General features: G+C 70.4%; 25 protein-coding genes. 10 read left to right on the plus strand and 15 right to left on the minus strand.

The features are described from left to right. Window positions 1-484: 484 nt before the first annotated feature. Window positions 485-1303 (plus strand): methylase, encoded by an 819-nt coding sequence (locus LXT21_RS16745; protein WP_254039148.1) that lies wholly within the window; start codon window positions 485-487, stop codon window positions 1301-1303. 198 nt (window positions 1304-1501) lie between these two features. Beyond that, window positions 1502-2818 (plus strand): carboxylate--amine ligase, encoded by a 1317-nt coding sequence (locus tag LXT21_RS16750; protein ID WP_254039149.1) that lies wholly within the window; start codon window positions 1502-1504, stop codon window positions 2816-2818. 56 nt (window positions 2819-2874) lie between these two features. Here the strand turns inward: LXT21_RS16750 and LXT21_RS16755 are convergent, their stop codons facing one another. From LXT21_RS16755 to LXT21_RS16765, 3 genes are all read right to left on the minus strand, one after another. Further along, on the minus strand, window positions 2875-4323 hold the full coding sequence (locus LXT21_RS16755) for a type III PLP-dependent enzyme domain-containing protein (RefSeq protein WP_254039150.1): 1449 nt from the start codon (window positions 4321-4323) through the stop codon (window positions 2875-2877). Beyond that, on the minus strand, window positions 4320-5171 hold the full coding sequence (locus LXT21_RS16760) for a glycosyltransferase family 2 protein (protein ID WP_254039151.1): 852 nt from the start codon (window positions 5169-5171) through the stop codon (window positions 4320-4322). Before LXT21_RS16760 ends, LXT21_RS16755 begins: the two co-directional genes overlap by 4 nt. 148 nt (window positions 5172-5319) lie before the next feature. Beyond that, a complete protein-coding gene (locus tag LXT21_RS16765) occupies window positions 5320-5574 on the minus strand; it encodes a hypothetical protein (protein ID WP_254039152.1) in 255 nt (84 codons plus the stop codon). A gap of 193 nt (window positions 5575-5767) precedes the next feature. On the opposite strand from LXT21_RS16765, the gene LXT21_RS16770 reads away from it, so the two are divergent. After that, window positions 5768-6535: an arginyltransferase gene (locus LXT21_RS16770; protein ID WP_254039153.1), complete on the plus strand. Its 768-nt coding sequence runs from the start codon at window positions 5768-5770 to the stop codon at window positions 6533-6535. 9 nt (window positions 6536-6544) lie between these two features. Here the strand turns inward: LXT21_RS16770 and LXT21_RS16775 are convergent, their stop codons facing one another. Then, complete coding sequence (locus LXT21_RS16775; RefSeq protein ID WP_254039154.1) at window positions 6545-7441, minus strand: alpha/beta hydrolase; 897 nt, start codon at window positions 7439-7441, stop codon at window positions 6545-6547. Between the two features lie 220 nt (window positions 7442-7661). Here LXT21_RS16775 and LXT21_RS16780 point away from each other — a divergent pair, with 220 nt between their 5' ends. Further along, window positions 7662-8765 carry a glycosyltransferase gene (locus LXT21_RS16780; RefSeq protein WP_254039155.1) on the plus strand — a complete coding sequence of 368 codons (1104 nt, stop codon included), beginning with the start codon at window positions 7662-7664 and terminating at the stop codon, window positions 8763-8765. A 50-nt stretch (window positions 8766-8815) separates the two neighbouring features. Continuing rightward, window positions 8816-10498, plus strand: coding sequence for a glutamine--tRNA ligase/YqeY domain fusion protein (locus LXT21_RS16785; protein WP_254039156.1), 1683 nt, complete (start codon window positions 8816-8818; stop codon window positions 10496-10498). A 13-nt stretch (window positions 10499-10511) separates the two neighbouring features. On the opposite strand, the gene LXT21_RS16790 is transcribed toward LXT21_RS16785, so the two are convergent. The 3 genes from LXT21_RS16790 to LXT21_RS16800 form a co-directional block, all read right to left on the minus strand. Further along, window positions 10512-10664, minus strand: coding sequence for a hypothetical protein (locus LXT21_RS16790; RefSeq protein WP_254039157.1), 153 nt, complete (start codon window positions 10662-10664; stop codon window positions 10512-10514). A gap of 24 nt (window positions 10665-10688) precedes the next feature. Beyond that, entirely contained in the window at window positions 10689-10907 is a 219-nt protein-coding gene (locus tag LXT21_RS16795) for a hypothetical protein (RefSeq protein ID WP_254039158.1), read from the minus strand. 123 nt (window positions 10908-11030) lie between these two features. After that, window positions 11031-13214, minus strand: a complete 2184-nt coding sequence (locus tag LXT21_RS16800) for a M4 family metallopeptidase (RefSeq protein WP_254039159.1) — start codon at window positions 13212-13214, stop codon at window positions 11031-11033. Between the two features lie 394 nt (window positions 13215-13608). Between LXT21_RS16800 and LXT21_RS16805 the strand changes: the two genes are divergently transcribed. After that, complete coding sequence (locus tag LXT21_RS16805; protein WP_254039160.1) at window positions 13609-14199, plus strand: DUF4291 domain-containing protein; 591 nt, start codon at window positions 13609-13611, stop codon at window positions 14197-14199. Between the two features lie 114 nt (window positions 14200-14313). Then, complete coding sequence (locus LXT21_RS16810) at window positions 14314-15057, plus strand: class I SAM-dependent methyltransferase (protein WP_254039161.1); 744 nt, start codon at window positions 14314-14316, stop codon at window positions 15055-15057. Between the two features lie 13 nt (window positions 15058-15070). Here the strand turns inward: LXT21_RS16810 and LXT21_RS16815 are convergent, their stop codons facing one another. From LXT21_RS16815 to LXT21_RS16840, 6 genes are all read right to left on the minus strand, one after another. Next, window positions 15071-15667, minus strand: coding sequence for a tRNA-uridine aminocarboxypropyltransferase (locus LXT21_RS16815; RefSeq protein WP_254039162.1), 597 nt, complete (start codon window positions 15665-15667; stop codon window positions 15071-15073). 110 nt (window positions 15668-15777) lie between these two features. Continuing rightward, window positions 15778-15936: a XapX domain-containing protein gene (locus LXT21_RS16820; RefSeq protein WP_254039163.1), complete on the minus strand. Its 159-nt coding sequence runs from the start codon at window positions 15934-15936 to the stop codon at window positions 15778-15780. Then, window positions 15933-16160: a DUF1427 family protein gene (locus LXT21_RS16825; RefSeq protein ID WP_046712631.1), complete on the minus strand. Its 228-nt coding sequence runs from the start codon at window positions 16158-16160 to the stop codon at window positions 15933-15935. The genes LXT21_RS16820 and LXT21_RS16825 overlap by 4 nt, the downstream gene beginning before the upstream one ends. Continuing rightward, window positions 16157-17812 (minus strand): MFS transporter, encoded by a 1656-nt coding sequence (locus tag LXT21_RS16830; protein ID WP_254039164.1) that lies wholly within the window; start codon window positions 17810-17812, stop codon window positions 16157-16159. Before LXT21_RS16830 ends, LXT21_RS16825 begins: the two co-directional genes overlap by 4 nt. Then, window positions 17802-19658: an amidohydrolase gene (locus LXT21_RS16835; RefSeq protein ID WP_254039165.1), complete on the minus strand. Its 1857-nt coding sequence runs from the start codon at window positions 19656-19658 to the stop codon at window positions 17802-17804. Before LXT21_RS16835 ends, LXT21_RS16830 begins: the two co-directional genes overlap by 11 nt. A 101-nt stretch (window positions 19659-19759) precedes the next feature. Further along, on the minus strand, window positions 19760-20419 hold the full coding sequence (locus LXT21_RS16840) for a hydrolase (protein WP_254039166.1): 660 nt from the start codon (window positions 20417-20419) through the stop codon (window positions 19760-19762). Window positions 20420-20587: 168 nt separating this feature from the next. Here LXT21_RS16840 and LXT21_RS16845 point away from each other — a divergent pair, with 168 nt between their 5' ends. Beyond that, window positions 20588-21220: a response regulator gene (locus tag LXT21_RS16845; protein WP_254039167.1), complete on the plus strand. Its 633-nt coding sequence runs from the start codon at window positions 20588-20590 to the stop codon at window positions 21218-21220. A 4-nt stretch (window positions 21221-21224) separates the two neighbouring features. Here the strand turns inward: LXT21_RS16845 and LXT21_RS16850 are convergent, their stop codons facing one another. Further along, window positions 21225-21722 (minus strand): GNAT family N-acetyltransferase, encoded by a 498-nt coding sequence (locus tag LXT21_RS16850; RefSeq protein WP_254039168.1) that lies wholly within the window; start codon window positions 21720-21722, stop codon window positions 21225-21227. 601 nt (window positions 21723-22323) lie between these two features. Between LXT21_RS16850 and LXT21_RS16855 the strand changes: the two genes are divergently transcribed. Further along, the gene (locus LXT21_RS16855; RefSeq protein WP_254039169.1) at window positions 22324-22740 is read left to right on the plus strand and encodes a hypothetical protein; all 417 of its coding nucleotides are present in this window, start codon (window positions 22324-22326) and stop codon (window positions 22738-22740) included. A gap of 40 nt (window positions 22741-22780) precedes the next feature. On the opposite strand, the gene LXT21_RS16860 is transcribed toward LXT21_RS16855, so the two are convergent. After that, window positions 22781-23278, minus strand: a complete 498-nt coding sequence (locus tag LXT21_RS16860; RefSeq protein ID WP_254039170.1) for a DUF3592 domain-containing protein — start codon at window positions 23276-23278, stop codon at window positions 22781-22783. Between the two features lie 203 nt (window positions 23279-23481). Here LXT21_RS16860 and LXT21_RS16865 point away from each other — a divergent pair, with 203 nt between their 5' ends. After that, window positions 23482-24315: a 3'(2'),5'-bisphosphate nucleotidase CysQ family protein gene (locus LXT21_RS16865; protein WP_254039171.1), complete on the plus strand. Its 834-nt coding sequence runs from the start codon at window positions 23482-23484 to the stop codon at window positions 24313-24315. Window positions 24316-24370: the final 55 nt, after the last annotated feature.

Below are 24370 nucleotides of genomic sequence, written 5' to 3' on the forward strand. Positions count from 1 at the left end.
CTCCGCGCTTCGGACGAAAACAGGAGGCCGGCTGCCATGATGCGTGGAGCGTGCCTCGCGCCCCCACTCGCCTGCCGACAACGAAGGACTGACGGGTTGGGGCGCCTTCGAAGCGCACAGCTGACGCATGGCGCCCACGCGCCTCGCACAGGGGAGGGTGGCTCCATGGGGGCGGGTGCCTCATCGAAGCGCACGGCTGACGCATGGGGCCCACGCGCCTCGGACAGAATCGAGGGGCTCAATGGGATCGGGTACCTCATCGAAGCGCACGGCTGGCGCATGGGGCCCACGCGCCTCGGACAGAAGCGGAGGGTCTGATGGAGTGCGGTTGCCTCGTCGAAGTGTGCGACACGCGCTTCAATCATGCCCCCCCTCAAGAACGGGTGTGCTCGATGGCTTGGAATGCCTCGTCGATGCTTGCAACTGGCCCCAGCCGAAAGCGGGGTGCTTGACGCGGTAGGGCCACCTCATCGAAGACCAGGGAATGTCCACGCTCGACGCGAAGACGCGGGGGCGCACCGCGCCCGGGAGGCTGCGCGCGCTCGATGCCTTCCTGCACCGCTTCGAGCCCACGCTGTTGTCTCGTGTCGACGGGCCGTGGTCCCACGCTGTCTTCGTGGACGTGGGCTTCGGCGAACACCCGTGGACGACCCTCGAGAGCGCCAGCGCCTTTCGTGCGCTCCACCCGGAGCTCGTCGTCATCGGCGTGGAACTCGATGACGCGCGCGCCCTCGCCGCCCAGGCCCATGCGGGGCCGCGCACCCACTTCCGCCAGGGCGGCTTCGCGCTGCCGCTGTCCCCGGAGGAGCCCGCCCGTCTCGTGCGGGCCATGAACCTGCTGCGTCAGGGACCCGTGGAGCGGGTCTCCGACGTGCACCACACGCTCAGCCGCTTCCTGCTCCCCTCGGGCCTGCTCGTGGAGGGCAGCTCGGACCCGGAGGGTTCGGTGCTCACCGCGCACCTGCTGCGTCGCTCCGACTGCGCCCCCGATGCGCCCCCTGTCCGCGAAGCCCTGCTGTTCCACACCGACTTCCGCCAGGGCTTCGCGCCGCTGCTGTTCCGCGACTGGTTGCCTCGTGACCTGCGCCGCCGCGTGCGCCCCGGTGAGCGCATGCACGCCTTCTTCACGTCCTGGGTCGACGCCTGGCAACAGGCTCGCGACGCTGGCCACTCCGCGCCCGCCGACGCCTTCCGAGAGTCTGTCTCACGTTTGTGTCAGCAGGTGGACGGCGTCTCCACCGACTCATGGCTGCTCGACGCGGGTTACCTGCTATGGCGGCCGCCGGGCGGCGTGGCGCCCTGACGACGTGTGGGGATGGCTGCTCGCGACCTGCGGGTGGCGACACTCCCGCACGCGCGCCGTCGAGACCGACCCGGCCGGGTAGCCTCGTCCCCATCCGCCCTGGATGATTCGCCCTCCAATCAAGCGCCGTGAAGAGGGAGGGGCAAATGGTGGAGGGGGCGGATATGGTGTGGGGCCCTCCAACGGGAGACAGCACAGGTGCAGGCAGAAGACGTGAAGGTGCAGCAGTCGGCGACAGAGCGCGTGGGAGAGCGGCCGGCCGCGCTGCTCTTCTCCGCTGGCTTCTATGGGACGCTCGCCGCCGCGCGGTGCTTCGGGCGCAATGGCATCCGCGTCACGGTGGCGGACCCCGGGCGGCTGGGCCCCGCGAGCTGGTCGCGCTTCGTCGGAAATCGCGTGCAGTGTCCTCCCGAATCCCAGCCCGAGGCGTTCCTCGCGTGGCTCATCGACTTCGGACGCCGGGCACCCATGAGTCACGTGCTGTATCCGACCAGCGACGAGCTGGCGTGGCTGGTGTCCGTGCACGCCGAGGAGCTGAAGCGGTACTTCCATCTCTACGACCCCGGCATCGACGCGGTGTACGGGCTGCTCAACAAGCGCAAGCTCTTCGAGGCGGGCCAGTCGGTGGGGCTCACGCTGCCGCGCACCTGGTTCCCCGAGTCCGAGGCGGACCTCGAGAACATCTCGCGCGAGGCGCGCTTCCCCGTCCTCATCAAGCCGACGACGCAGATCCTCTACTCCACGCACCGCAAGGGCCTGCCCGTCGCGGAGCCCTCGCAGCTCGTCGAGGAGTACCGCGCCTTCGCGCGCGACGGCTACGCGCCCATGCTGGTGAAGTTCGACCCGGCCGTGGCGCGGCCCATGGTGCAGGAGTTCCACCCCGAGGCGGCCCAGGGCATCTACAGCCTGTCGGGCTTCGTGGACCGGACCGGCTCGCTGTTCGAGGTGCGCGGCGCCATGAAGGTGCTCCAGCGCCCTCGCCGGCTGGGCGTGGGCGTGTGCTTCGAGTCCGCCCCGGTGCGCCAGGACCTGGCCGACGGCCTGCGCAAGCTGTGCGCGAAGCTGGGCTACCACGGCGTCTTCGAGGTGGAGTTCATCCAGACGAAGGACGACTTCCTGCTCATCGACTTCAACCCGCGTTACTACGGGCAGATGGGCTTCGACATCGCGCGCGGACTGCCGCTGCCGCTCATGGCCTATCACGCGGCGCTGGGGGACTCCGACTCGCTCGAGCGCGTGGGGAAGTCGGCGCGCGCCTGGACGGGACGCGGCGAGGTGTTCTGCAACCGCATCGCCCTGGAGATGCTGCTCAACCTCCAGCGGCTGTCCGGCGCGCTGCCCGCCGACGAGGCGAAGCAGTGGCGGCGCTGGCTGCAGACGCACCGTCAGGTGGCGGTGGACCCGCTCATCGACTCGGACGACCCGATGCCCTCCGCGGTGGAGGTGGCGCAGATCCTCTACGGCTCCGCGCGCCACCCGCGCGCCTTCGTGCGGATGATGGTGCTCAACCGCTAGCCCAAGCCCCGGCCGCCCGTGTGTCAGCGCACGGGCGGCGGAGCTGGACGGAAGGCTCAGGCGGCCTCGGGCTTGCCCGGGCTCTTCGCCACCGTGTCGAGCGCCACCTGGTCTTCGAACGTCTCCGCCCGGCGCAGCAGCCGCGCCTCACCTGCGTCCAGCGCGATGATGGCCGGCTGCGGATACGAGAAGGACGTCGCGAACGGCACGAAGTACGCGCCCGCGTCCATGATGGCCAGCGTGTCGCCCTCGACGAGCTGGGGCAGCCGCTTGGCGTGGTACAGCGTGTCGCCCGGCGTGCAGATGGGGCCCACCACCGTGTAGACGCGCTCGGCGGGCGCGTCCGGCCGGTCCACGTGGAAGAGCTGGTGGTACTCGTTGCGCACGCACTCGGCATGGTTCACGCCCGCGTCGAGCACCGCCCACGTCCGGTCCTCGCCCGCCTTGAGCGTGTGCACGCTGCCCAGGAGCAGCTGCGTGTCGCCCGTCATGGCGCGGCCCGGCTCCAGGAAGATGCGCGGACGCGCGCGCCCCTTCTTCGCGTAGTGCGACTCCACCATCTCCACCACGAGCGCCACGTAGCGCGAGATGTCCAACGCCGCCGCCGGGTCCGGCGCGGGCACGTCCCGGAAGAAGGTGAGGTTCAGGCGCCAGTCGCGCTCGGCGATGTGCTCCACCGACGGCGTGCAGAGGCTGCCGCCCAAATCCAGCACCTCCAGGTCCAGCCCCAGCTCCTGGTGCAGCGTGTCCGTGAAGCCCAGCACCGCCTCCACGAAGCCCGTCAGCTCGCCCTCGGTGCGGATGGTGGCGCCCCGGTGCGCGTGCAGGCCCACCACGTCCAGGTGCGACGACGCGCGCGCCTGCGCATAGGCCCTGAGCGCCGCGCCGCCCGCGATGGGCGTGCCGAACTGCGCCGCCCAGCCGCTGTCCGTGCTCACCCGCACCGCCACGCGCGGGCGCTTGTTCAGCTCCGCCGCGATGCGCGCGAACATGCCCAGCTCCTCCGCGTGGTTCGCGGCGAGCAGCTGGATGCCCCGGCCGATGGCCTCGCGCACGGAGGCCTCCGACTTCACCGGGCCGTTGTAGACGATGCGCTCGGGCGCGACGCCCAGCCGCAGCGCCAGCCACAGCTCGTAGGCGGAGATGATCTCCGCGCCCACGCCCATCCCGTGCAACACCTCCAACACGCCGGGAATCGGGTTCGTCTTGTACGAGTAGAACACCTCGCACCCGCCCGCGCGCCCCGAGGGCACCGCGAGGAAGCGCTCCACGTTGCGCTTGAGCGCCGCCAGGTGCACCACGTGCAGCGGCGAGCCGAAGCGCTCCACCAACGACTTGAGCGCCACGCCCTCCAGGCTCAGGCCCTGGCCGGGGACGTTCTGCAGCCCCCAGTACGACGCGGGAATCTCCGTGCGCGCGGGCGCCATGGCCCGCTGGAGCACGGGCCGCAGCGTCTGCTTCACCTGACGCTTGGCCGTGCCGACGAACCGACTCTTCAAGCTCATGAGACCCGGCCCTGCTTGGGCAGCCACAAGGGCAGCTTCTTGGCGATGTCGAACGGCAAGGTCCGCATGAGCAGCTGCAGCGCGCGGTACTCCAGCGCGCCGTTCGTCTTGCGGTACTTGCCGTGGATCATCTCGTTGGACTGCATCACCAGCGTGCCGTCCTTGCCCAGGTTGTGCATCAGCGAGGGCCGGCCGGTGCGGTAGTGCAGGATGGGGCGGTCCACGTAGACGTGGCCGAAGGCGCGGATGCCGCGCAGGTAGAAGTCCACGTCCTCATAGACGGGGATGGACGCGTCGAAGCCGCCCAGCGTCGCGAAGTGCTCGCGGCGCACCATGCACGCGGAGTTCACGTACAGCGTCCCGCGGAACAGGATGTGCGCCACCGTCCACGCGCTGTTGGGCGTGCTGGCGCCCACCTTGGCGGCCCACTGGAAGTACTCGCTCTTGTCCTTGAGCCAGTCCGCGTCGTCGCCGAACGGCACCACCCAGCCCACCGCCACGCCCGCGTCGGGACGCGCGTCCAGCGCGCTCACCATCGCGTGCAGCGCGCCCTCGGCCAGCATGTCGTCGTCGTCCAGGAAGTGCAGGTAGCGGCCCTTGGCCAGCGTCACGCCGTGGTTTCGCACCACCGCGGGGCGGCCCTTGGACGGCGGGTCGTTCACCACGTAGCGCACGCGCGCGTCGCCCAGCCCCTCCACCGACGCCCGGGCGGTGCCCTCCGGCGTGTCATCCAACACGATGACCTCGACGTGGACCCCCTCCTGGCGGAGCACCGAGCGGATGGCCTCCACCACTTCCTTCTCTCGTCGGTGGGTGGGCATCACCACCGAGACATCGATTGCGGACATGTCAGGCTTATATGCGTTCGCGCCGGGGCCTGAGAAGACGCCTCCGGGTTGGAGCCGCCGCGCGGCTTGCGCGCACGCCTGCTCCACGCGCAAGGGTTGCGGGAACGTGCGTTCTCAAAATGGATGAGCTTGAGAAGCGGCGCGGGCGTCAGTAGCTCGCCACCGCGAAATCGAAGTCGTCCGAATCCCACCCGGGGTCCTCCTCGACCTGCCGGGAAATCGCCGCCCGTGGGGCGACGGTGTCCTGCTCCAGGGGGCGCGCTTCCGCTCGGGGAGCCCGCATCGCCAGGCCCTGGCCATCCCACGCGTGGCCACCGAAGCGGGCGCGGGGCGAGGTGTCCTGGACCTCCACGTCGGCATGGGCCAGCCGGTCCATCCAGGGCTGCAGGCAGTCTCTCGCCATGTGCTTCCGCCTTCGCGTGGGGGTCGGCCGAGAGAGGCTGCAGTCGTCATGCCACGGCCGGTGAGGGCGAGGGGCCGTCCGACGGGCGACGGGGGAGGGCGGGCGGGGCGCGGCTCGCTGGCCGCGCGGAGCGTCCGGGCGCGCTCGGCCGACTTGACGGCGGCCCGTGGGCCGGACAGGAACATGGACGGAAATGGCCCTCCTGCTGGCACACGACGTCGAGCCCCCGCGCCCCTGCAGCTACCTGCCCGAGCGGCAGGCCTCGCTGGAGAACCTGGTGCTGCGGGACGTGTCGCCGGAGGAGTACGAGCACCTGCTGGTGCGCGGCTGGCGGCGCTTCGGGCCGGTGTACTTCCGGCCCGCATGCGCGGACTGCCAGGAGTGTGTGTCGCTGCGCGTCCCCGTGGAGGGCTTCCGGCCCAACCGCAGCCAGCGCCGCGCCCGGGCCGCGTGCGCCCACCTGCGGGTGGAGGTGGGCGTGCCCAAGGCGGACGAGGAGCGGCTGGCGCTCTACCAGGCCTGGCACGCGGAGCGGGAGGCCTCGCGGGAGTGGGAGCCCTCGCCGCTCACCGTGCGCGAGTACTCACTCCAGTTCTCCTTCCCGCACCCCTCCGCGCGCGAGGTGGCCTGGTACGACGACGGCGCGGAGGGCGGCCCCCGGCTGGTGGCGCTGGGCATCTGTGACGAGACGCCGCGCGCGTGGAGCGCGGTGTACTTCTTCTACGACCCGGACTACGCGCGGCTGTCCCCAGGCACGGCCAACGTGGTGTTCCAGGTGGAGCTGGCGAAGGCGCGGGGCATCCCCCACGTGTACCTGGGCTTCCGCGTCCAGGCCTGCGCGTCCCTGCGCTACAAGGGCGGCTTCCGCCCGCACGAGCTGCTCCAGGGGCGGCCCGCGCTGGACGCCGAGCCCTCCTGGGTGCCCGCCTCGTCGGAGGAGCCCGAGCCCGCCGGGCCCTGAGCCGCCCGGTCAGCCCGTGCCCAACAGCGCCCGGTCGAAGTGCTCGCGCAGCCGGCGCGCGTACTCCTCCGGGGCCACGCGGGCGTACTCGCCGTGGCCCGCGCCCTCGACGACCCACAGCGTCTTGGGCTCGCAGGCCGCGCGGAACAGGCTGGCCTGCAGCTTGGCGGGCGCGTCCGGGTCCACGTCGCCGTTGACGAGCAGGAGCGGGCGGCCCTTGAGCTGACACATGCCGTCGATGGGGCGCACCGCGGCCACGTCCACGCCCGCGCGGCGCAGCGTCCACAGCACCGGCTCCGCGCTCAGCGCGCCCCACTTGCCGTAGCCCGAATACACGTCCGCCTCCAGCGCGGGGTACGCGCCCGCGGCGGCCACCGCCTTCACGCGCGCGTCGTGCTCGGCCACGAGCAGCGCGGTGGTGCCGCCCATGGAGAAGCCGAAGAGCCCCAGCCTCGCGGGGTCCACGTCCGGCCGGGACGACACGAAGTCCAGCGCGGCCGTCACGTCGCGGCGCTCGCGGTCTCCCCACGTCACGCGGTCTCCGCCGCTCTCCCCGTGCGCGCGCAAATCGAACAGCAGCACGCCGTAGCCGGCCCGGGCCAGCGCGCGCGCCTCGAAGAGCAGCTGCGCGCGGTTGTCCGCGAAGCCATGCACCAGCACCACCGCGGCGCGGTTCCGCGAGGGCACGTACCAGCCGCGCAGCGTCAGCCCGTCCGCGTTGGTGAAGGCGACGTCCTGCATCGCGTCCAGCTCCGGCGCGCCGGACGGCCGCGTCACCGGCACGTGGGGTGGGTGCAGCAGGCCCTGGCCGATGCGATGGCCCTTCACGACGAGCACCCCCGCGGACGCGAGCACGCCGAGGAGCAGGGCCAGGGGGACGAGGAGTCGTGGGCGGAGCGCGGTCATCACGGAGCGTGACAGGGCGGGAATGCCCGGCGGTCTGCCCGGGCGCCGGCGGAGCGTACGCCGGGCCGTGCGTCATGTGTCGCCAGCGGACGATACACCCGTCCGTCTTGTTGGCGGGGGTGACACCCTTGGGTTACGGTGCACCCGCCTTCAGGGAGTGGGGGGCTGGATGCTGGTGCCGGTGCCACGAGACGCCTCGAAAGACCCTGGGAGGAAGCGAGTGCTGTTCACGCTCGTGTTCCTGGGCGGGGGCGGCATCGAGCGCTCGGTGTGCAACGTCATCGCGGGGCTGGACCCCCGGCGCTTCGCCACCCGGCTGTTCTTCCACCACCGGCCTCCGCCGGGACGCGAGGACCGGCTGCCCGCGAACACCGAGGTCTCCTGGGCCACCGACTCCTACGACTACCACCGGCAGAACCTGCCCCTGTACCTGTGGCACCTGCTGCGCCACGCGCGTGAGGCGGACGTCATCGTCGCCGGGCAGGAGGGGCGCGCGGCGCTCTTGGCCTGCCTGGCCGGGAAGCTGCTCGGCAAGCCCGTGGTGGGGATGATCCACTTCGACTGGGGCGCCTTCCACCGCGAGCAGCCCCGCCGCCAGCTGTGGGGCTTGAGGCTGCTGTACCCGCGCATGCAGCGCATCGTCGCGTGTGGCCATGACACCGCGCGCTCCTTCCAGTCCCTGGTCCCCGTGCCCGAGGACCGGCTGCAGGTCATCCCCAACTTCGTGGACGGCGACGTGGTGCGCGCCGCCGCGAACGCGCCCCTGCCGGACTGGGCGGGCCCCGTCTTCGAGCGCCCGGTGGTCATCGCCGTGGGCCGGCTGGAGCCCCAGAAGGGCTTCGACGTGCTCATCCGCGCGCATGCCCTGGCGCGCCAGCGGGGCGTGGACCACCACCTGCTCATCCTCGGGGTGGGCTCGCTGGAGGCCGAGCTGAAGGCGCTGGTGCGCTCGCTGGGGGTGGAGTCGAGCGTGTTCATGCCGGGCTTCGCGTCCAATCCGCACGCGCTGATGCGCCGCGCGGCGGTGTTCGCGCTGTCCTCCCGGTTCGAGGGGCTGCCCATGGTGCTCCTGGAGGCGCTCGCCCTGGGGTGCCCGGTGGTGAGCACCGACTGTCCGTCCGGCCCCGCGGAGGTGCTGGAGAATGGGCGGCACGGCGTGCTGGTTCCAGTGGAGGACGCCCCGGCGCTGGCGGAGGCGCTGGCCCGCGCCGTCTCGGACGAGGTGCACCGCAAGGACCTGTCCCGGAAGGCCCGGGCCCGCGCGGAGGAGCTGTCCTCGGCCAAGGCGCTGGGGGCCTGGGAGACGCTCCTGGACTCGCTCTGAAAGGAATCCCTTGCCGGCCCCGGGCGGCTTCACGAGGATTCGCCCCCATCATGACGACGACGAACGAGACGCAGGGCCTGAACTTCCTCCAGGAGATCATCGAGGAAGACCGGCGCGCGGGGAAGCACGCGGGACGTGTGCACACCCGCTTCCCGCCCGAGCCCAACGGCTACCTCCACATCGGCCACGCCAAGTCCATCTGCCTCAACTTCGGGCTGGCGAAGCAATACGAGGGGCTGTGCAACCTGCGCTTCGACGACACCAACCCCGTCACCGAGGACACCGACTACGTCGAGGCCATCCAGCGCGACGTGAAGTGGCTCGGCTTCGACTGGGCGGACCGCAAGTTCTACGCCTCCGACTACTTCCCGAAGCTCTACGACTTCGCCGTGCAGCTCATCAAGCAGGGCAAGGCGTACGTGTGCAGCCTGTCGCCGGAGGAGATTCGCGAGTACCGCGGCGACTTCACCACGCCGGGCAAGGACAGCCCGTACCGCACCCGCTCCCTGGAGGAGAACCTGGACTTGTTCTCGCGCATGCGCGGCGGTGAGTTCCCCGACGGCAAGCACACGCTGCGCGCGAAGATCGACATGGCGTCGCCCAACCCCGTGCTGCGCGACCCGCCCATCTACCGCATCCGCCACGCGCACCACCACCGCACCGGCGAGGCGTGGCCCATCTACCCGCTCTACGACTTCGCGCACTGCCTGTCGGACGCGATTGAGGGCATCACCCACTCCGTCTGTACCCTGGAGTTCGAGAACCGGCGGGTGCTGTACGACTGGATCGTCGACAACCTCATCCAGGGGGACCGGCCGTACCAGTACGAGTTCAACCGGCTGAACCTCAACTACACGGTGATGAGCAAGCGCAAGCTGCTCAAGCTCGTCACCGAGAAGTACGTCTCCGGCTGGGACGACCCTCGGATGATGACCCTCAGCGGCCTGCGCCGCCGGGGCTTCACGCCCGCGTCCATCCGCGACTTCGCCACGCGCGCGGGCGTCAGCAAGACGCAGCAGCTCATCGACATGGGCGTGCTGGAGCTGTGCATCCGGGAGGATTTGAACGAGACGGCGCCCAGGGCCATGGCGGTGCTGCGGCCGCTCAAGGTGGTGGTGGAGAACTACCCGGAGGGGCAGGTGGAGATGCTGGAGGTGCAGAACCACCCGCAGAAGCCGGAGATGGGCACGCGCCAGGTGCCGTTCATGCGCGAGCTCTACATCGAGGCGGACGACTTCATGGAGGTCCCCGCCAAGGGCTTCTTCCGGCTGGCCCCGGGCAAGGAGGTGCGCCTGCGCTCGGCGTACTTCATCACCTGCAAGGAGGTCATCAAGGACGCGGACGGCAAGGTGGTGGAGCTGCGCTGCACCTATGACCCGGCCACGCGCGGCGGGGACTCGCCGGATGGCCGCAAGGTGAAGGGCACGCTGCACTGGGTGCCGGGCAACGCGCCCACCGCGGAGGTGCGGCTGTATGACCGGCTCTTCTCCGTGGAGAGCCCGGACTCGGACGACGCGACGGACTTCACGAAGTTCCTGAACCCGCACAGCCTGGAGGTGCTGCGCTCGGCGCGCGTGGAGCCGCTGCTCGCCAACGCGGCGCCGGAGTCCCGCTTCCAGTTCGAGCGGCTGGGCTACTTCTTCTCGGACCCGAAGGACTCGCAGCCCGGCAAGCCCGTCTTCAATCGCACCGTGTCCCTCAAGGACTCGTGGGTGAAGGAGAAGGGCAAGTAGTCGCGACGCAGGCTCAGGGTGTCGCCGGGCCCTTGCCGGGCGGCACCCTGCACGCGGCGAGGCCCAGGATGACGTCCCCGTCGACGGTGCTCGTGGGCGTGGGCGTCCAGCCCGCCTCGAGCCGGGCGTCCAGGAGCTCCTCCGCGCTGGGTCGACGGTCCCACACGGAGACCGCATTCACGCCGCCCAGTCAGGTGGTGTCGAAGACGAGGTAGCCCCCGTCCTTCCAGGGCAGCACCACGTCGTGGGTGAACTCGTCCTGGACCACCACCTCCGCCACGTCGCGCGGCGGCGTGCTCGCGAAACCCCAGCGCACCACGTCCTGGAGCAGGGTGAGCGGGGCGAGCTCGCGCTCCAGCGCCGAGCGCTCGTCGGGAGACAATCCGGCCCTGTCCTTCAGTGGGAGCATGCTCCCTTGAAGCCTGGTCCAGGTCCGGGCGTGGCCGCAAGCCGGCGGGGCCCCCAAGCGGCCGTCCACCCCCGCCCGTCATTCCGGGCGGAGGCGAAAGGCCGCGAGGGCGGATGTCACCCGTCAGGGAGGATAGGAGACGAGCACGGCGGTGTTCTGGTAGCCGCCCTTGGCGCCGAAGACCCAGACATAGAGCTTGCCGGGGCCGACCTGGCGCAGGGTGCATTTCTCGTCGTTGGTCTCCTTCACGCCGCGGCAGTCGTACTCGCTATGCGTGGGGATGCCGCCCATGCGCACGTAGAGGTCCGCGTTGCCGGTGCCGCCCAACAGCTGCACGGTGATGGTGCGCGGCTTGCCGTCCGCGCGCGGCGGAATCTGCGTGACGAAGCCGTTGCCACCGTTGGTGGGGCTGGACAGTCCGTTCACCACGACGTTGGGCGCGAGCGAGAAGAAGCCCCCGTCGAACTTCATCACCAGGGACGCGTTGGCGTAGTCCGTATACGCGTTGACCATGGCGTACCACTTGCCGGCGGCCGGGTTGGGGATGACGCACTCCTCGTTGTTGCCGGAGCGGTAGGGGCGGCAGTCGTAGAGGCCCGTGGTGGGGTAGTTGCCGTAGCGGATGTGCAGGTCCGCGTCGCCCGTGCCGCCGGACATCGTGAAGCGCAGGTTGGTGGCGCCCTCGGGCACCTCGCCCCAGGCGTACACCTTGGCGCCGCGCGCGCCGGAGAGCGGGAGGGGGACGTTGCGCTCGAGCTGGATGGGGTTGGGCGGCTCGAACACCACGCCCACGTTCACGGCCTTCCACGCCGCGGTGACGGCGGCGACGACGGACGCGTCGTAGCCCAGCTGGACGGCGGCCTGCTCGGTGGCGACCTTGGCGGCGTCGAAGTTGGAGTTGGGCGTCAGCAGGTCCCGGTTGGCCTTGTAGAAGATGCGGCCCGCCATCTCGATGCCGATGCCCGTCACCGCCGGCCGCGTGGGGAAGCGCGGGTGCGTGCCGCCCTGGGACAGCAGGTAGAAGGCCAGGTTGGAGATGCCGGAGCTGTAGTGGACGTCCACGCCGTTGCTGTAGTCGTTGTAGTCGTCCAGCGAGTCCCCATCCTGGGTGGGGTTGTTCATGTAGCGCAGCGCATCGCCCTCGGTGCCGGGCGTCCAGATGTCCTCGCCCACGAGGAAGGTGCCCGAGTTGATGACCTTGCCCTCGCTGTGCCACTCGCAGACGGCGCCGAAGATGTCGGAGATGGACTCGTTGAGGCCGCCGGACTCACCCGAGTAGATGAGGTCCGAGTCGTGCTCCGTCACCGCGTGCGTCAGCTCGTGGGCGATGACGTCCAGGCCATAGGCCAGGTTGATGGCGGTGGTGCCGTCGCCGTCGCCGAAGACCATCTGCTCGCCGTCCCAGTACGCGTTCACGTAGTTGACGCGGTGGTGGACGGTGGACAGGAGCGTGGCGCCCAGGGTGTCGTAGGAGTCGCGCTCGAACAGCTCGCTGTAGCAGCGCCAGACGGCGCCCGTGTTGTCGAACGCCGCGTTGACGACGGCGTCCGCGTGCGGCTGCGGGTCCGTCTCCGAGCGCGCCAGCACGCCCGGCAGGGTGTTGGTGTTCTGCCCGTCGTGGACGCGGCGGTTGAGCGCGGAGTGGATGTGGCTGAAGCGCTCGAACACGTCGCCGGAGAGGGCGTTGACGAGCACCGAGTCCTTCACGCGCGTGCCGTCCTTCTTCTCCCCCGTCACCAGCACCCGCCACGCGAGGATGAGCTGGTCCTGGTCCCTCCAGTAGACGAGCGAGGGCTCGCCGCCGACGGTGGCGCCCGGCGGCGTGGCCTTGTCCCCCAGGGCGTGGGTCTTCGCCAGGGCGACGCCGATGGCGCTGCCCTTGGGCGTCACCAGCCCGCCGCGCGCGTCACCGTTGATGGCGAAGATGCGGCCGTCCCGCGCGTGCAGCCGCAGCTCCGCGCCCAGCACCTCCACGCCGTGGTAGCGCACGCCGAAGCGGTAGTGCGTGTCGCCGTCGAAGCCGACGTAGGCCTTCTTCAGGAAGAGCTGCCCGGACTCGAGCTTGAAGTGGGGCGCCACCCGCGCGAGGACGGGGGCGAGGCTGTTCTCCTGGAGCCCGTGGAGGGCCGCCTTGCCGGTGGGCACCGGGCCGAAGTCGCCCCGGAGGAAGGTGGGCACCTGGTCCTGGTCCGCCGCGAGAATCTCCTGGCCGCCCGCGAGGGTGGCCGTCCCCTGGGTGGTGGCCGTGTCGTGTCTGTCCTTCGGTGTGTCGGCCTCGGTGCAGGCGCTCAGTGTCAGGCACAACATCGTGGTACCCAGGACACCGCGTCCCCGTTTCACAAACATGCACTACCCCCCAGCGAGAGATGAAGTCGCCAGTTCGTTGCAATCGCATCTGGATGACGAACCGCTGCCGGCAACCCCATGGCAATCTATCGCGAGACACCGGGAGTGCCTTCTCCCTCCCCCGTGCAGTTTGCTTGTCCTGAACACCTCTCCTCGTGGCACCGTCCGTTGCCTGATGTTGGTCGCTCGCGCTGCCCGGTGGGCGCAAGAACGCGTGTCCCATCTCCCGCTCACCTGGGACCGCAGGGCAGGGAGCACCTGTCTGGGATTCTCAGGGAATGAAACGACGCGAAGCTGTTACGGTGCGCGTCATGCGGCGGGATGTGCGACGAGGCTGTGGGACGAGGTTGGTGTCATGAGCGCGCGGCGTGAGGTCCGCGCGGACTTCGACCGGGGTTCCATCGTGATGTATCAGGCGTATCCGGACGCCATCGCGGACGTGGCGGTGGCGACGCAGCGCTTCGGGCCGCCGTTCTCCGTGGGGCGGATGACCTGGATCAAGCCCAGCTTCCTGTGGCTGATGCACCGCTCCAACTGGGGGCGCAAGAGCGGGCAGGAGCGGACGCTGGCGGTGCGCATCCACCGCGCGGGGTGGGAGGCGGCGCTGGCGGCGGGCGTGCTCACTTCGTACGAGCCCGCCGCCCACGGCTCACCGGACGCGTGGAGGAAGGCCTTCGAGTCGGCGCCGGTCCATGTCCAGTGGGATCCGGAGCGCTCGCTGCGTGGCGCGGGGTTGCCGCAGGACAGCATCCAGGTGGGGCTGGGGCGCGCCATCATCCAGCGCTACGTGGAGGATTGGGCGGTCTCCATCACGGACCTGACGCCGTTGGTGCACAAGCTGCGCAAGCACCTGGACGAGGGGCGCGCGGAGCAGGCCGCGCGGCTGTTGCCCCGCGAGTCCGTCTATCCGGTGCCGGAGGCGCTGGTGCGTCGGCTGGGGATGTGAACGGCGCGCGGTGCCTCGCCGGCGGTGTCCGAAGTACGCTCCGGGCACCTTCCCTCGGGAAGGGTTGGGGTTGTCCGTTCAACTGGAGCTGGGGGTCTGACGATGGGAATCACGATGTCCCCGCGGGAGTACGCCACCGCGTTCCGTCTGCTCGCATCCACCGCGCGCCATCCGGAGAACATCGCGCGGCTCGTCGCGGAGCGCCTGTCGCCCCGCATGCCTTCGTCGCCTTCGCTGCTGGACGTGGGCGCGGGCTCCGGCAAGGTGGCCCAGGCGCTGGCGCCGCGCTTCGGCGCGCTCACGTTGCTGGAGCCCAACCCGGAGCAGGTGGCGGAGCTGCGGCTGGAGAAGGCGAAGGTGCTCATCGAGCCCTTCGAGCGGTTCGACGCGTCCGAGCGCTTCGACCTGGTGCTGTGCTCCCACGTCCTGTACCACGTGCCGCCTGCCGACTGGCCGGGCTTCATCGACCGGCTCCTGTCGTTCGTGCGCCCCGGAGGCCACGCGCTCCTCGTCATGGCGGCGGGCCGCGGGCCGACCTTCGAGCTGTGTCGCGACTTCGCCGACACGCTGAACTTCGGCCAGCTGCTCCTGGACACGATGGGGCGCATGTCGCTGGCGCATGACGTGCTGCCGGCGATGAGCGGCTTCACCGCGCGCACCTTCGAGGAGATGTTCACCCTCTGCCGCTTCTTCGTGCTGGAGGGGTGTTTCACGGCCGAGCAGCTCGCGGCCATGGGGCCGGAGCAGGCGCGGGAGATGGACCGGAAGCTGCGCCTGCACGCGGAGCGCTGCCTGCGTCCGGACGGCACCTACCAGCTGGAGCAGGACGAGGACATGGTGCTCATCCCGAAGCCCTGACCCGCGTCCCGGCTCAGCGGTTCTGGCTCATCGCCTCGCGGTTGAGCGAGCCGCACTCGGCGATGCGCTGGACGCGCAGCTGGGCGAGCCGCGCCAGGGGGGCCGCCGTCTGGGGGCCCTCCAGCAGCTCCACGGCGCGGGCAATCGCGTCCAGGGTGGACATGCCCGCGGGGTGGCTCGGCTCGCGCAGGTGGAGCATCCCGGGGGGCGGTGGTGGCAGCACGAGGCGGGGGAGCAGCCGCAGCGTGGGCAGCCGCTGGCTCATCCGGCGCGCCTGGGACCAGCTGCCATCCAGCACCACCACCTGCCTGGGAGGCGGGGTGTCCTCGGGGAGCTCGGGCCCGTCCGGGAAGAGCAGCCACGTGCCCGGCTCGGCGAACAGGGAGCTGTCCAGGACGTCGGCGGGCGAGCCGTGGGTGAGCAGGGTGGCGTTGGTGAGGGCGAGCGCGGCCACCCGGCCGGTGTTGCTCTTCTTGCGAATCTCCAGCGCGTGCTGCACCAGGAGGAACCGCGTGCGCGTCTGCACGCGGGGAATCTCCGCGCACAGACACAGGTGCGATGGGAGATAGCAGCGGTCACATCGGGGGCGGAGGGCAACGCGCGAAGACATCCTCCGACATCCTGTTCCGCGGCCCCCCGGAAGAGAAGCGTTCGTTTCGGCCCCGCCGGGCGGAGGAGCCCGGCCCGCTCCCCCGGTGTGATGGAGACAGGCCAGAGGGCTCAGCCCAGCAGCCGCTCTCCCAGGAGGAACCCCACCGTCATGGCCACCACGAGCAGGGCGCCCTGGAGCTTCGGGGGCGCGGGCAGGGGGATGTCGAGCAGCCGGCATCCCGCGCCGATGAGGAGCGCCAGGGCGACACCGATGAGGGCCAGGGTCATGACCTGCTCTCCTGGGTCTCCCCGGTGGGCCCGCCGCAGTGGATGTGATTGCGCGACGGGCGCGAGGCGAGCAGCCGGTCCGTGAGCGTGTAGCCCGTCGTCATGGTGACGACGAGCAGCGCGCCGACGAGCGCCGGCGGCGCGGGGACGGGGACTCCCAGCCAGCGACAGCCGAAGCCGATGCCCAGGCCCAGCAGCAGTCCCACACACAGTTTCCAGTTCACGCGTCGTTCTCCGAGGGGATGAAGCGAGGGGGCGTCGGCGCGGCGCCGACGTAGTGATGGACCACGGGGGGCTGGGCGCCCTGGTGCAGCGCGCGCAGCTGTTCCTGCAGTGCCTTCTCCTCATGGGTGACGCGCTCGTGCTGGCGCAGGTGCTCCATCCAGGAGCCGAGGACGAAGTACTCGAGGAACCGTCCGGGCTCCGTCGTGTCCTCCATCACGCCCCACTGCACGGCGCCGTCGCGCTGTCGCGTGTCGCCGAGCTGGTGCACCAGGGGCAGGAACGCCGCGCGCCCTGTTGGGGCGATGCGGTACTCCACCGTCACCAGCACCGGGCCCTGGTCCTTCCCGAGGTCGTCGGAGACCTGGGGCGTGGGCCAGTGGGCGGACGGCGCGGTGTTGCGAGCCATGGCCTGTCCCAGGCGGAAGCGCAGCGAGAAGAAGCCCGCGAGCACCGCCGCGCCCGCCGCCACCGTCAGCGACACGGGCACGCCGAAGCGCTGGGACACCGAACCCCACACCAGGCCTCCGCCGGCCATGCCCGCGGAGAACACCACGATGTAGAGCGACAGCGCGCGGGCGCGCACCCAAGTGGGCACCGACAGGTGCGTGGCCGTCTGGAGCGAGGACAGCACGCTGATCCACGCCAGGCCGTTGGCCACCATGGCCACGCCCAGCACGGGCAGGCTGCGCACGAAGGCCACCGTCACCATGGTGAGCGCGTAGAGCAGCGTCGCCCCCAGCACCAACCGGTCCACGCCCCACCGCGCGCGCAGCCGGGGCAACACGACGGCGCCCGCCACCGCGCCCGCGCCGATGCACGTGAGCAGGAGTCCGTACGTCCCCGCGCCCGCGCCCAGCTCCTTGCGCACGACGATGGCGAGCTGCGCGGGCAGGGCGCTCGCGAAGGCGTAGAAGCAGGCGGACTTGAGCAGCACCGAGCGCAAATCTCCCGAGCGCGACGCGTACCGCAGCCCTCCGCGCAGCGCGGTGCCGAAGGGCTCCGACGGGAGCGTGGAGGCCTCCTTCACGCGTCGCCAGGACACGAGCGCCAGCAGCACGCCCAGATAGGAGACCGCGTCCACGGAGAAGGCCCACCCGGCGCCGAAGCGCGCGACGATGAGACCTCCGAGCGCGGGCCCCACCGAGCGCGCGATGTTCATCCCGATGGAGCTCAGCGCCACGGCGGGCGCGAGCAGGGGCCTGGGGACCAGCTCCGCGGTGGTGGCCGCCTGCGCCGGCATGGCCATGGCCGCGCCCATGCCCAGGGCGAACGTCAGCCCCAGCAGCGTCCACTCCGTCAGCTCGCCCACCATGGAGATCCACGCGAGCAGCGTGGCCATGACCAGCATCCACAGCTGGATGGTGATGAGGTAGCGCCGCCGGTCGACGATGTCCGCCAGCGTGCCCGCCGCCAGCGCGAACACGACGACGGGCAGCGTCGTCGCGGACTGCACCGCCGCCACCATCAGCGGCGAGCCGGTGCGCTCCGACATGAACCACGCCGCGGCCACGTCGTGCACCCAGGTGCCGATGTGGCTGGCCAGCACCGCGAGCCACAGCGTGCGGAACGTGGCGTGACGCAGGGGCGCCAGGGCCCCCACCTCCTGGGCCACGGGCGCGGGGCTCACCGCGACCTTCGCTTCAGAAGGCATGGCAGAGGCACCCCAGCGCTCCCCAGAAGCCCGTCACATCGGAGGTGGGGACCTCGTGTCTCGATGCGTGGGTCCTTCCATGTCCGTGCACGGCGCAGGCGTCGCCGTGGGCATGTGACGCCTTGGCGAAGGCCTGGCGGGCCTGGGCCAGCGTGCCGCCCTGGTAGCCACCGAAGCGGTTCACCGGCGACCAGTCCGGCATGGGCCGGGGCAGCCTGGGGGCCATCGGCTCGAAGTCTCCCGTGCCGTGCACCACCCGGCCGCCCACCACCGTCAGCACGCTGGTGATGTGCTGGATGGACTCCTCGGGCACCTGGAAGTAGTCCGAGGACAACACGGTGAAGTCCGCGAGGTAGCCCTGCTTGAGCAGTCCCTTCTTCTCCTGCTCGTGGGAGAACCACGCGCTGCCGTGGGTCCACAGGCGCAGGGCCTCCTCGCGCTCCAGCAGGTTGTCCTCGCCGTACATGGACAGGCCGCCCAGCGTGCGGCCCGTGACGAGCCAGTACAGCGCCACCCAGGGGTTGTAGCTGGCCACGCGCGTGGCGTCCGTGCCCGCGCCCACCGGCACGCCCAGCTCCAGCATCTTCCGGACGGGCGGCGTGCGGCGCAGGGCCTGCGGGCCGTAGCGCTCCTGGAAGTACTCACCCTGGTAGACCATGCGGTGCTGCACGGCGATGCCGCCGCTGAGCGCGCGCACCCGCTCGATGTTGCGCTCGGAGATGGTCTCCGCGTGGTCGATGAACCAGTGCAGGCCGTCCAGCGGCACCTCCCGGTTCACCTTCTCGTAGACGTCCAGCACCCGGCGGATGCTCTCGTCGTAGGTGGCGTGGATGCGGAAGGGCCAACGCTTGCTGGCGAGCAGGTGGACGACGGACTCCAGCTCGCCCTCCATGCCCGCGGGCAGCTCGGGGCGCGGCATGCGGAAGTCCTCGAAGTCCGCGGCGGAGAACACCAGCATCTCGCCCGCGCCGTTGTGGCGCATCATGTCGTCGCCCTGCCGGGGCGAGAGCATGCCCGTCCAGCGCTCGAAGTCCGCCTGCTCGGAGCCCTTCTTCTGGGTGAAGAGGTTGTAGGCGATGCGCACCGTCAGCTCACCGTCGGCGTGCAGCTTCTGGATGATGTCGTAGTCCTCCGGGTAGTTCTGGAAGCCGCCGCCCGCGTCGATGACGGAGGTGACGCCCAGCCGGTTGAGCTCGCGCATGAAGTGGCGCGTGGAGTTGAGCTGGTACTCCGGTGGCAGCCTGGGGCCCAGCGCGAGCGTGGCGTAGAGGATGAGCGCGTTGGGGCTGGCCAGGAGCAGGCCGGTGGGGTTGCCGCGCGCGTCGCGCTCGATGCGGCCTCCGGGAGGCTCGGGCGTGTCCTTGCCGTAGCCCACCGCGCGCAGGGCGGCGCCGTTGAGCAGGGCGCGGTCGTACAGGTGCAGGATGAAGACGGGCGTCTCGGGCGCGGCGGCGTTGAGCTCGTCGAGCGTGGGCAGGCGCTTCTCGACGAACTGGTGCTCGCTGAAGCCGCCCACCACGCGGACCCACTGGGGCGCGGGCGTGCGGGCCGCCTGCTCGCGCAGCATCGCCATGGCGTCCGCCAGCGAGCGCACGCCGTCCCACCGCAGCTCCAGGTTGTAGTTGAGCCCGCCGCGAATCAGGTGGATGTGGCTGTCATTGAGGCCCGGGACGAGCCTGCGGCCGCCCGCGTCGATGACGCGCGTGACGGCCGTCGCGAGCGCCATGATGTCTCGCTCGTCTCCCACGGCCTCCACGACGCCGTCGGTGACGGCCAGGGCTTGGGCCTGGGGGAGGTCTCTATCCAGGGTGGTGACGCGGGCGTTGCGGACAATCAGGTCGGCCATGAGGGGACTCGTGCTGAGGGGGATGCGGGACGACGACCCGGCGGCGTGCTCGAGTGGGGCTTCGAGGCCATCGCCGGGGTACGGAGTAGGCTCGGCGGACGTCAGTGACCGCCGCCCTCGGAGGCGTTGAACATGCTCTTGGCGTACTGCACGCCCAGGCCGTAGCCGCCGCCGTGGGCCACGGCCACGCCCGTCGTCATGGCGTAGGTGGCGCCTCGGGCCCAGTCGCGCTGCAACTCCAGCAGGTACTGGAGGCTCGTCACGGGGATGGCGCCGGCCTGCACCATGCGCTGCACGGCGCGCTCGTGCGCCTCCTGGGAGATGTCACCGCTGGCGTCGGTGATGACATACACCTGGAAGCCCTGGTCGATGGCGGACAACACCGGGCCGACGATGCACACGCTCGTCCAGAGGCCGGCGAACACGACGCGCGCCTTGTCGAAGCGGTTGACCTGGTCGGTGACGTTCGGGTCCTCCCAGCAGTTCATCGTGGTGCGGTCGATGACCTTCGCCTCGGGGAAGACCTCCTTGATTTCGGGGAACAGCGGGCCGGAGAAGCTCTTCTCCGCGACGGTGGTGAGCAGCGTGGGGACGCGGAAGCCCGCGGCGGCCTTGCAGATGAGCGCGGTGTTGTTGCGCAGGAGCGGCAGCTCGATGCTGTGCGTGGCGAAGGCCATCTGCGACTGGTGGTCCACCAGGATGAGCGCGTGGTTGTCCGGGGTGAGCAGGCTCTTGCCGGGCGTGGGGGAGGCGTTGGGCATGGGTCGTCTCGGGGGACTTCGGGGTGTCAGGGAATTGATTTCAGTCCTTGTCATGAAACACGGGGAGGTCCGTGTCGGCATCACCCGAATGGGGGATGCGCCGGCCAGGGGTTCCGCCTCGGGGATGTGAGTCTTTTCACGGGCGGCGACGGGGGTACCTTGCGACGCATGACTTCGAAGGACGCGAACATCCGCATCCTGGTGGTCGACGACCATCCGATGTTGCGTGAAGGGCTCTGCGGGATGATTGCCAGTCAGCCGGACATGACGCTCGTGGCCGAGGCGGAGACGGGCGAGCAGGCGTTGCAGGCGTACCGGGCGCACACGCCGGACATCACGTTGATGGACGTGCAGATGCCGGGGATGAACGGCATCGACGCCATCACCGCCATCCGCGCCGAGTTCCCCACGGCGCGCATCATCGTGCTGACGACGTACAAGGGGGATGCGCAGGCGCTGCGCGCCATCAAGGCGGGGGCGTCCGGCTACCTGCTCAAGAGCATGCTGCGCAAGGAGCTGGTGGAGACCCTCCGCAGCGTGCATGCGGGCCGTCGCCGCATCGCCGCGGACATCGCGTCGGAGCTGGCGGAGCACGTGGCGGATGACGAGCTGACGGCGCGCGAGCGGGAGGTGTTGAGTCGCGTGGCCGCGGGCAACGCGAACAAGGAGGTCGCCGCGCAGATGGGCATCTCCGAGGAGACCGTCAAGACGCACATGAAGAACGTGCTGACGAAGCTCTCCGCGCGGGACAGGACGCACGCCGTGGTGGTGGCGATGCGCCGGGGCATCATCGACCTCTGAGTGCTCAGGGCTTCGGGGCCGTGTCGGCTGTGGCCTCGCGGGTCATCTCCACCATGGTGGGGCGCCAGCCCAGGCGGGCGAACATGCGCTGCGCGGCCTCGTTCTTCGCAGCGGTGTGCAGCACGACGCGCGGCACGCCCAGGGCGGTGAGCCGACGCATCAGCTCCTCGGCGAGCTGGGCGCCCACGCCCGCCTTGCGCGCCTTGGCGTCCACCCAGAGGTCGTGGAAGCCGCCGGAGCGGTCCAACAGGGCGTTCCAGTCCACGGCCTCCACGCGGCCGTAGGCGTAGCCCACCACTTCGCCGTCCATCTCCGCGACGATGACGACGGCGTCGGCCTTCTTCGCCTCGCGTCCCAGCCACCAGCGGTAACCGGACTCGACGTCGTCGGGCATCATGAAGCGCTGTGGGTCGAAGTCGTGGTGGAGCTGCGCGAGCGCCGCGCCCATGCGGCCCAGGGCGGGCTCGTCGGAGGGCTGGGCGGGACGGAGGGTGACGGCCATGCGGATCTCCTGATGCGGGCCGCGCGAGAGGGGCGCGGGGCGGAGAGACTCACACAGGCCCGGAGCCTGTGCACGGCTCGCGTCGTCACTGTGGAGTGGTGGACCGTGTCGTCCAGGGCTGACCGTTGCACGGGAGGGGACGGGTGTCGCGCTGGAGGGCTACGAAAGTCCGGCTGAAAACGGGCCATGGGCTGGAGGGCTACGAAAGTCTGGCTGAAAACGGGCCATGGGCTGGAGGGCTACGAAAGTCCGGCTTAAAGGCAGACGCATGAATGCGTGAGCGATTTGTCTTCACAAAGGACGGCTGCGCGAGCAAGGCTCGAGGAAGAACGCGAGCCTTGAAGATATCTCGTCGTGGAACGGCGCCGGGCCATCACCACGAGGAATCCCGACACGTCCGCCGTGGGAGGTGACGGGGCGGTCCTTCTGCACGCGCTCTGCTGACGTCTGCAAATCAATGAGGGAGGAGCTGTGTATGCCGAAGTCGAGATCGACGGAGTCGAGTCCTGGCAACTCGCGGTCCCACGCATTCCGAAGGGGAAATCGGTCGGACATCCTGACCCTCCTGGTCCTCGCTGCGGGTGGGCGGCTGGAGGCGCGCATGAGGAGGCCCGCCGCGGGGCAGACGGGTGTCACGTTGCAGTTGGCGCTCCGGGTCTGGCACGTGCTCGACCCTGTTCGCTTCCCCTCGCCGAACCTGGATGACTACACCCTCGTCAATGCGGTCGAGGCGGTTCATTTCAGGGGAAAGACCGGACGGACGGAGGGGACCGAGCAGGAGATTCGCGCGGAGGAGAATCTGCGTCGCCTGCGGGGCGTGTTTGCTGGATATGATTGCATCGTGGCCCTGGGGAGGAGCGCGATGACCGCCGTGGAGGCCGCGGGGTTCGAGGCCCTGTACTCGGGAAACCACCCATCCCTGCAGGCCCTCAATCGCATGTACGAATCATCGGAGAAGACGCCCGCGGAGCGGCGGGCGGACCGGGTCGCACAATGGGCCAGGAAGGTGATGGCCTGACGGCGGCGGAGCGAGCGCGGAGGGCGCCTGGGGTTTGCTGTCAGCTGGCGAGCCGCTTGCCCTTGTTGCGCCGACGCTCGCGGAAGTCGGCGCTCAGCGTGTCCACCATGCTCGTCCCCGCGACGCCTGCGACGGCGAGGCCACCGAACATCACCACGTAGCTGGACACCCCCGCGCCACCGCACTCGACGCACGCGATGGCCGGGTCGTCCGGCGCGTAGTGGACGGCCATCTTCGTGCCGGAGGCATACCGGCGCGTCAGTCGCTGCGCGTCCGGCAGTGCGCCCGTGTCGTTGCCGCCGAAGGAGACGGTGTCTGAGGTGTAGTGGCTGCCGCCCACCGAGTATTCGTAGCGCACCTCGGGGTGGAAGCGGGTGTTGCGCCGGTCGTGCATCGTCTGCACGGACGAGGAGACGACGGTGCCCTCGGTGGTGGGCCACTGCTCGCTCGCATGCGCGCGGTACAGCAGGCGCCCGCCTCCATAGGCCAGCATCGCGCCGAACAGCAGCATCAACCCCGTCATCAATCCCTTCATCATCTCGGCCTGTCCTCGCGCTGGCCCTCGGGGGTTCCCGCATGGGCTCACGGTTCGCTTCCTGCAGTGCAGAAGCCGCGCCAGCATCTCTCCTCGGGGCCAGTCATCCGGCGGTGGGGCAATTCGCCCCGCGCGGGGCAGTTCGCCCCACGTCTGTTCGCTCGGGACTCCCCGGAACGGGGCAACGGGGGCAGACTGTGAGGACCATGCCCTCCCTCGACACCGAGCTGGAAACCGCCCGTCGAATCGCCCGTGAAGCAGGCGCCGTGCTGCTCCAGGTCTACGCCACGCCCTTCGCGGTGGAGGACAAGGCGGGCGGGCAGGGGCCCGTCACCGAGGCCGACACCCGCGCCAACGCGCTCATCGTGGACGCGCTGCACCGGGCCTTCCCGAAGGACGGCGTGGTGGCGGAGGAGTCGGAGAACGATGCGGTGGCCACGCGCTTCGAGCGGTGCTGGTTCGTGGACCCGCTCGACGGCACCCAGGAGTTCGTCAACCGCAACGGCGAGTTCGCCATCCACATCGGCCTGGCCATCGGCGGCGAGGCGCGGCTGGGCGTCGTCTATCGGCCGGTGGGCGACAAGCTCTACTCGGGCGTGGTGGGGGAGGGCGGCTTCGTGGAGGAGGCGGGAGCGCGCCGGGCCCTGCGAGTATCGGACGTGGCGGAGCCGTCGTCGTTGCGCCTGGTGGTGTCGCGCTCGCATCGCTCGATGCTGACGAACCAGATTGCGGCGCGGCTGGGGATCGTCCGCATGTACGAGTCCGGCTCCGTGGGCATCAAGTGTGGCCTGCTCGCAGAGTCCGTCGCGGACCTCTACCTGCACACCAGCTCCAAGAGCTACCGCTGGGACAACTGCGCGCCGGAGGCGGTGCTGCGCTCCGCGGGTGGCATCCTCACGGACCTGGGCGGCACGCCGTATCGCTACGACACCGCGGAGCTCCAGAACCTGCGCGGCCTGCTGGCCTGCAACGCCGCGGCCTTTCCTCACGTGCAGCCCGTGGTCACCCGCTTCGCGCGCGAGGCGGGGCTGCTCGACTGACGGCGCATCCCGTCGCGCCCGTTCGAGTGGCGTGGTGCGAAGCGTTGCTCGGACA

It is taken from the genome of Myxococcus guangdongensis, from assembly GCF_024198255.1.
Classification (GTDB): Bacteria; Myxococcota; Myxococcia; order Myxococcales; family Myxococcaceae; genus Myxococcus; species Myxococcus guangdongensis.

Excerpts from the sequence above, each read along its gene's own strand:
- LXT21_RS16745 (WP_254039148.1), top strand. The coding sequence starts at position 485 with ATGTCCACGCTCGACGCGAAGACGCGGGGGCGCACCGCGCCCGGGAGG.
- LXT21_RS16755 (WP_254039150.1), bottom strand. The coding sequence starts at position 4,323 with ATGAGCTTGAAGAGTCGGTTCGTCGGCACGGCCAAGCGTCAGGTGAAG.
- LXT21_RS16760 (WP_254039151.1), bottom strand. The coding sequence starts at position 5,171 with ATGTCCGCAATCGATGTCTCGGTGGTGATGCCCACCCACCGACGAGAG.
- LXT21_RS16765 (WP_254039152.1), bottom strand. The coding sequence starts at position 5,574 with ATGGCGAGAGACTGCCTGCAGCCCTGGATGGACCGGCTGGCCCATGCC.
- LXT21_RS16770 (WP_254039153.1), top strand. The coding sequence starts at position 5,768 with ATGGCCCTCCTGCTGGCACACGACGTCGAGCCCCCGCGCCCCTGCAGC.
- LXT21_RS16775 (WP_254039154.1), bottom strand. The coding sequence starts at position 7,441 with ATGACCGCGCTCCGCCCACGACTCCTCGTCCCCCTGGCCCTGCTCCTC.
- LXT21_RS16785 (WP_254039156.1), top strand. The coding sequence starts at position 8,816 with ATGACGACGACGAACGAGACGCAGGGCCTGAACTTCCTCCAGGAGATC.
- LXT21_RS16795 (WP_254039158.1), bottom strand. The coding sequence starts at position 10,907 with ATGCTCCCACTGAAGGACAGGGCCGGATTGTCTCCCGACGAGCGCTCG.
- LXT21_RS16800 (WP_254039159.1), bottom strand. The coding sequence starts at position 13,214 with ATGTTGTGCCTGACACTGAGCGCCTGCACCGAGGCCGACACACCGAAG.
- LXT21_RS16805 (WP_254039160.1), top strand. The coding sequence starts at position 13,609 with ATGAGCGCGCGGCGTGAGGTCCGCGCGGACTTCGACCGGGGTTCCATC.
- LXT21_RS16810 (WP_254039161.1), top strand. The coding sequence starts at position 14,314 with ATGTCCCCGCGGGAGTACGCCACCGCGTTCCGTCTGCTCGCATCCACC.
- LXT21_RS16815 (WP_254039162.1), bottom strand. The coding sequence starts at position 15,667 with ATGTCTTCGCGCGTTGCCCTCCGCCCCCGATGTGACCGCTGCTATCTC.
- LXT21_RS16820 (WP_254039163.1), bottom strand. The coding sequence starts at position 15,936 with ATGACCCTGGCCCTCATCGGTGTCGCCCTGGCGCTCCTCATCGGCGCG.
- LXT21_RS16830 (WP_254039164.1), bottom strand. The coding sequence starts at position 17,812 with ATGCCTTCTGAAGCGAAGGTCGCGGTGAGCCCCGCGCCCGTGGCCCAG.
- LXT21_RS16835 (WP_254039165.1), bottom strand. The coding sequence starts at position 19,658 with ATGGCCGACCTGATTGTCCGCAACGCCCGCGTCACCACCCTGGATAGA.
- LXT21_RS16840 (WP_254039166.1), bottom strand. The coding sequence starts at position 20,419 with ATGCCCAACGCCTCCCCCACGCCCGGCAAGAGCCTGCTCACCCCGGAC.
- LXT21_RS16845 (WP_254039167.1), top strand. The coding sequence starts at position 20,588 with ATGACTTCGAAGGACGCGAACATCCGCATCCTGGTGGTCGACGACCAT.
- LXT21_RS16850 (WP_254039168.1), bottom strand. The coding sequence starts at position 21,722 with ATGGCCGTCACCCTCCGTCCCGCCCAGCCCTCCGACGAGCCCGCCCTG.
- LXT21_RS16855 (WP_254039169.1), top strand. The coding sequence starts at position 22,324 with ATGAGGAGGCCCGCCGCGGGGCAGACGGGTGTCACGTTGCAGTTGGCG.
- LXT21_RS16860 (WP_254039170.1), bottom strand. The coding sequence starts at position 23,278 with ATGATGAAGGGATTGATGACGGGGTTGATGCTGCTGTTCGGCGCGATG.
- LXT21_RS16865 (WP_254039171.1), top strand. The coding sequence starts at position 23,482 with ATGCCCTCCCTCGACACCGAGCTGGAAACCGCCCGTCGAATCGCCCGT.